This window comes from Pseudomonas sp. S32, from assembly GCF_016648095.1.
Taxonomy (GTDB): domain Bacteria; phylum Pseudomonadota; class Gammaproteobacteria; order Pseudomonadales; family Pseudomonadaceae; genus Aquipseudomonas; species Aquipseudomonas parafulva.
The window spans coordinates 1-6,015 of record NZ_JACVVF010000092.1; the positions used below are offsets into that span (position 1 = coordinate 1).

Annotated in this window: 5 protein-coding genes; 4 read left to right on the forward strand and 1 reads right to left on the reverse strand. The window is 64.9% G+C overall.

Going from position 1 to position 6,015, the window contains the following annotated elements:
* Positions 1-184: 184 nt before the first annotated feature.
* Positions 185-634, reverse strand: a complete 450-nt coding sequence (locus IAE38_RS23450) for a universal stress protein (protein WP_201165735.1) — start codon at positions 632-634, stop codon at positions 185-187.
* Between the two features lie 169 nt (positions 635-803).
* Between IAE38_RS23450 and IAE38_RS23455 the strand changes: the two genes are divergently transcribed.
* From IAE38_RS23455 to IAE38_RS23470, 4 genes are all read left to right on the forward strand, one after another.
* Positions 804-1,709: a LysR family transcriptional regulator gene (locus IAE38_RS23455; protein ID WP_201165733.1), complete on the forward strand. Its 906-nt coding sequence runs from the start codon at positions 804-806 to the stop codon at positions 1,707-1,709.
* Positions 1,710-1,823: 114 nt separating this feature from the next.
* The gene (locus IAE38_RS23460) at positions 1,824-3,365 is read left to right on the forward strand and encodes an MFS transporter (protein WP_201219555.1); all 1,542 of its coding nucleotides are present in this window, start codon (positions 1,824-1,826) and stop codon (positions 3,363-3,365) included.
* Between the two features lie 28 nt (positions 3,366-3,393).
* Positions 3,394-4,455, forward strand: a complete 1,062-nt coding sequence (locus tag IAE38_RS23465) for an HlyD family secretion protein (RefSeq protein ID WP_028635248.1) — start codon at positions 3,394-3,396, stop codon at positions 4,453-4,455.
* The gene (locus IAE38_RS23470) at positions 4,452-5,888 is read left to right on the forward strand and encodes an efflux transporter outer membrane subunit (RefSeq protein WP_201219557.1); all 1,437 of its coding nucleotides are present in this window, start codon (positions 4,452-4,454) and stop codon (positions 5,886-5,888) included. The genes IAE38_RS23465 and IAE38_RS23470 overlap by 4 nt, the downstream gene beginning before the upstream one ends.
* Positions 5,889-6,015 lie beyond the last annotated feature (127 nt).

Sequence of the window (6,015 nt, forward strand, 5' to 3'; positions counted from 1 at the left end):
TGGTTACTTTGGCCGCGACCAAAGTAACCCGCCGTAAGGGCGGAAAGGTGATTAAGCGCAAATCACGTAAAAGAATGGTAGCTCGGTGTCCGCGCCCACACTGAATGAGCTTGAAGCTTGAAGCTTGAAGCTTGAAGCTTGAAGCTTCAAGTTCTATTACGTCGTGTGGTTATTTGGAATAGCCTCACCCCGCCGGCGCCACCAACACCGGCACCTGCACCCCATCAATCACCTTCCCACTCACCGAAGGGTCCAACAACCGCCCCAGCCGCGACAAATGCCGGTGCCCCATGATGATCAACTCACACCCCAGCGCCCGCGCCTTCCCCACAATCACCTCAGCCGGCAGCCCAGCCATCATGTGCCCCTGGCACTCAAACCCCGCACGTTGCAGATCATCCACAGCCGCCGCCACAGCCTGATCCGCATGCTGCTGCTCCTCGCAAGCCGCAGGGTACTCCTGCATTTCCTCAGGCGTATAAGGCCCAGGCGCATCATGCACTGCGAAGGTGGCATCAATGGCCAGCAGCACATGCAGGCTGTGTTCCCCAGGTTGGCAATACCGCCTGGCCAGGGTAACCAGCGCGTGGGAGGCGGGGGAGGCGTCAATGGCAATAAGGACAGGGCAGGGCATCGTGTTTCCTTGAGTCGGCCAGGCAAAAAGGGCTGTCTTCCAGCCACCATTCTTCGCCCAACCCACCCTGTGGATAAATACCCCATCGCGCACGAGCGCATTGCACCAGACGCAATCGGGCAACCTGCTACCATCGCCCCATCGAAATAGCGCGACGGAAACCACCCCCATGCAACTCCCGGACATGAACCTGCTGGTCGCCCTCGATGTGCTGCTCGACGAGGGCAGCGTGGTGGGCGCCGCGCAGCGCATGAACCTGAGCCCCGCTGCCATGAGCCGCACCCTGGGGCGCATCCGGGAGGCGCTGGGCGACCCGATACTGGTGCGCGCCGGTCGCGGCCTGGTCCCCACCCCGCGCGCACTGGCCTTGCGCGATCAGGTGCACGGCTTGGTCGAGCAGGCCGGGCAGGTGTTCCGCAGCCGTGAAGGCGTGGACCTGGCCAACCTGCACCGGGCCTTCAACATCCGCACCAACGACCTGTTCATTGCCCTGTACGGGGCCAAGCTGCTGCGCATGATGCTGGCCCAGGCACCCCACACCGTGCTGCGCTTCGTGCCAGAGGGCAGTGGCGATGACGATGCCATGCTGCGCAACGGGCAGATCGACCTGATCGTCAGCTCCTCCGTGGAACTGGGCCCGGAGATCAAGGTGCAGAGCCTGTTCAATACCTACTTCGTGGGGCTGGCCCGTACCGACCACCCCATCTTCGACGGCCCCATTACCCCCGAACGCTTTGCCGCGTTCCCGCAGATCAGCGTGTCCCGTCGGGGCCGCGCCAATGGGCCAATCGATGTGGCCTTGGCCAACCACCGGGTGGAACGGCAAGTGGCACTGATCACCACCAGCTTCCATTCTGCGATGTTCTCGCTGCCGGACTCGGACCTGATCCTGCCCATACCCGCCAACATCCTGAACAGCGTGCAGCGCCTGAAACTGCCGTTGCGGTCCTTTGAGATCCCGGTGCCGCTGGAAACCGTCACCGTGATGCAGGCCTGGCACCCGCGCTTTGACAACGACCCCGCCCACCGCTGGCTACGCCAGACCATGAAAACCTGCGGTATCAGCGACCCGTGAAGGTTGTCGATTGCGTTTGACGCAATATAAACCTGCTGACAATTCAGTTTTCGTCATCATTCGACCTTCTTAAAATTGCTCCGGTCGCAAATATGTTGCTGGAGATTTCTGTTAATGAATGCCTTGTCTGCCCCTTCTACCGGAACCGCCGCCGCACCCGCGCCGGCCGTACCGGTGCCGAGCGCCTTCGGCCTGCGGGTGGTGGTTGGGCTGTTTGGCGTGTTGCTGGCCGTGCTGTGTGCGGGCCTGAACGAATCGGTGACCAAGATTTCCCTGGCCGATATCCGCGGGGCCATGGGTATTGGTGCCGACGAAGGCGCCTGGCTGCTGGCGGCGTACAGCGCCGCCTCGGTGTCGGCCATGGCCTTCGCGCCGTGGCTGGCTACCACCTTCTCCCTGCGGCGCTTCACCCTCTGCGCCATCGCATTGTTCGCGGTGCTGGGCCTGCTGCAGCCATTTGCCCCCAACCTGCACGGCCTGATGCTGCTGCGGGTGCTGCAGGGCTTTGCCTCCGGTGCCTTGCCGCCGATGCTGATGAGCGTGGCCCTGCGCTTTCTGCCCCCAGGCATCAAGGTATATGGGCTGGCCTGTTATGCCCTGACTGCAACGTTCGGCCCCAACCTGGGCACGCCGCTGGCGGGCCTGTGGACCGAGTACGTCGGCTGGCAATGGGCGTTCTGGCAGATCATTGCGCCGTCACTGCTGGCGGGTGCCTGCGTGGCCTGGGGCCTGCCGCAGGACCCGTTGCGCCTTGAACGTTTCAAGCAGTTCGACTGGCGCGGTGTGGTGCTTGGCCTGCCGGCCATCAGCAGTATCGTGCTGGGGCTTTCGCTGGGCGACCGCTGGGGCTGGTTCGACTCGCCGCTGATCTGCTGGCTGCTGGGCGGGGGCGTGTTGCTGCTGGTGCTGTTTCTGTTCAACGAGTGGTCCGAGCCTCTGCCGTTCTTCCAGTTGCGCATGTTGTCGCGGCGCAACCTGAGTTTTGCCTTGCTGACACTGTGTGGCGTGCTGGTAGTGCTCTCGGGCGTAGGCAGCCTCCCGTCAGCCTACCTGGCGCAGGTGCAAGGGTATCGGCCCGCGCAGACCAGCCCGTTGATGCTGCTGGTGGCCATGCCCCAGCTCATCGCGCTACCGCTTACTGCCGCGCTGTGCAACATCCGCGCGGTGGATTGCCGGTGGGTGCTGGCTTGTGGGCTGGCCATGCTGTGCTGCTCGTGCATTGGCAGCAGCCTGCTGACCTCACAGTGGATACGGGGCGACTTCTACCCGTTCTACCTACTGCAGGTGTTTGGCCAGCCCATGGCCGTGCTGCCCCTGCTGATGCTGTCCACCACGGGGATGAGCCCGCAGGACGGGCCGTTTGCATCCGCCTGGTTCAACACCGTCAAGGGCCTGTCCGCCGCCATCGCGGGCGGCCTGCTGGACGGGCTGGGTACCGTGCGCCGGCATTTCCATTCCAACCACCTGGTCGACAGCCTGGGCAATGCCGCGTTGGTAGACGGCAACACCCCTGGCCTGGCTGCACGCATTCACGAACAAGCCGCGGTACTGACCTCCGCCGACCTCTACCTGGTCATGGCGGGTGTCGCCGTTGCCCTGATCTGCCTGATTCCTTTCGTGCCTACCCGGGTCTACCCGCCGCGTGCGGTGGCCTGATCCCTGGATGACTTCGAGTAACGCTGAAATGACCCAAAACCGCAAAACCCTGTTCATTGGCTCAGTGCTGGCCGTGGCCGTGCTGGCCGCTCTCGTTGGCCCCTGGCTGTTTGGCAGTGACCACCGGCAGAGCACCAACGATGCCTATGTGATCGCCGACTACACCGTGGTCGCGCCCAAGGTCGCCGGCTTCATCAAGGACGTATTGGTGGAGGACAACCAGCAGGTCGAGGCTGGGCAGTTGCTGGCGACCATCGACGCCCGTGACTACCAGGCTGCCCTGGATGCTGCCCAGGCGCAGTTGTTGGTGGCCCAGGCACAAAGCGCCGACGCCCGCGCCACCCTTGACCGGCAGGGGGCACTGATCGCCCAGGCCGAAGCGGCGGTCAAGGCGGCCCAGGCCGAAGTGAGCTTTGCCGACCATGAAGTGCGCCGCTACGGCCGGCTGGCCGAGCAGGGCGCCGGCACCGTGCAGAACGCCCAGCAAGCCCGCAGCCGGGTGGATCAGGCCCGGGCCCGTCTGGCCAATGCCCAGGCGGCGCTGGTGGCTACCCGCAAGCAGGTGGACATCCTCACCGCACAGGTGGCCAGTGCCGATGGCCAGCTCAAACGTGCCGAAGCGGGCTTGGAGAAAGCCCAGCTGGATTTGTCGTACACCCGCATCACTGCACCGGTGGATGGCATGGTGGGTGAGCGCGCCTTGCGCGTGGGTGCCTATGTAACGCCTGGGGCGCGGCTGCTTTCGGTGGTGCCGTTGCAGCAGGCCTATGTGGTCGGCAACTTCCAGGAAACCCAGCTGACCCACGTGCAGCCCGGCCAGCCGGTGACTGTCAGCGTCGACACCTTCGCCGGTGAGCAACTGCACGGCCACGTGCAAAGCATCGCCCCGGCAACGGGCGTCACCTTCGCCGCCGTCAAACCAGACAACGCCACGGGTAACTTCACCAAGGTGGTACAGCGCATCCCGGTGAAAATCGTGTTCGATGACGGGCAACCCCTGCTGAGCCGCCTGCGGGTAGGCATGTCGGTGGAGGCCACCATTGATACCCAGGCGCAAACACTGCAGGGCAGCGAGGTCAGTGCACGATGAAGCCGGCATTACGCTTGAGCCCGTTGCTGCTGGCCCTGTGCATGGCCGGCTGTACCCTGGGCCCGGATTTCCAGCGGCCCGACAGCCAGGCCCCGCAGCAGTGGGCCGGTATCCAGGGCCAGGCTGCGGCCAGCCAACCGCAGCCTGAACCGCTGGAAACCCGGTGGTGGGAAACCTTTCACGATGCGCAGCTCACCGCGCTGATCCAGCGGGTTGCCGAGCGCAACCTCGACCTGCAGATGGCCAGTGCGCGCCTGCTGCAAAGCCGGGCAATGCGCAGCACCGTGGCGGCCGACGAAGCGCCGACAGTGGAGGCCAACGCCGGTTACAGCCGCGCCCGCAACAGTGCCGAGGGCCTGAATGACCCCTCGGGCAAGGCCGGCAAGCAGGCGTTCAACCTGTGGCAGGGTGACCTGGTGGCCGGGTGGGAACTTGACCTGTGGGGCCGTGTGCGACGGCAAGTAGAGGCGGCGGATGCCTCGGTACAGGTGGCCGAAAACGATCGCCGCGCCGTGTTGCTGGCATTGCTCTCGGAAACCGCCGGGGACTATATCCAACTGCGCGCCGTGCAGCACACCCTGGCCGTGACGCAGGACAACCTCAAGGTCGCCCGGCATAGCCTGAAGCTGTCTGAAGACCGCCAGGCCGAGGGCGTCGCCACCCGGTTGGACGTGGCCCAGGCCAGTGCCCAAGTGGCGTCCATCGAGGCACGCCTGCCTACGCTGGAAGCCCGACGTGACGACCTGATCAATGCCCTGAGCCTGCTCGCCGCCGAACCGCCGCGCAGCCTGCAGGCCCAACTGCAGCAGGGCGCCGACCTGCCTGCACCGCAACAGCGCTTTGCTATCGGTTTACCGTCCGAACTGGCCCAGCGCCGGCCCGACATTCGCCAGGCCGAAGCCCGCCTGCATGCAGCCACGGCCAGCATTGGCGTGGCCAAGGCCGACTTCTACCCCAGCATTCGGCTGTTGGGCAATGTCGGCTTCCAGGCCATGCAACTGGCCGATTTCGGCACGTGGGATTCGCGCCGCTTCGCGTTTGGGCCGCAGTTGTCGTTGCCGATTTTCGAAGGTGGCCGGCTCAAGGGCACCCTGGCGCTGCGCGAGGCGCAGCAGCAGGAAGCGGCCTTGAACTACCGCAAGGTTGTGCTGGGCGCGTGGCACGAGATCGACGACGTGCTGCGCTTGTACAACGCCAGCCAGCTGCGCCGCGATCACCTGGCCGAAGCCGTGCGCCAGAACCGTATCGCCCTGGAAACTGCCCAGCGCCAGTACGTGGAAGGCGCAGTGGACTTTCTCAATGTGCTGACCGTGCAGGGCGCCTTGCTGACCAGTGAGGAGCAGCTGATCGACAGTTCGGCGGCGGTTTCCCAGGCCCTGGTGGGGTTGTACAAGGCGCTGGGCGGTGGGTGGCAGGGGTTTGAGCAGGGTTGAACCTTGGTGTCGATTGGTTTGCGGGGAGACGGGTGTGAGGGGTTACAGGTGCCCGCCTTAAGGGGTTTTTCGCCTTTGAGATCGAGCGCCGCCCGCGCGGCGCATCGCGAGCTGCGCTCGCTCCTAC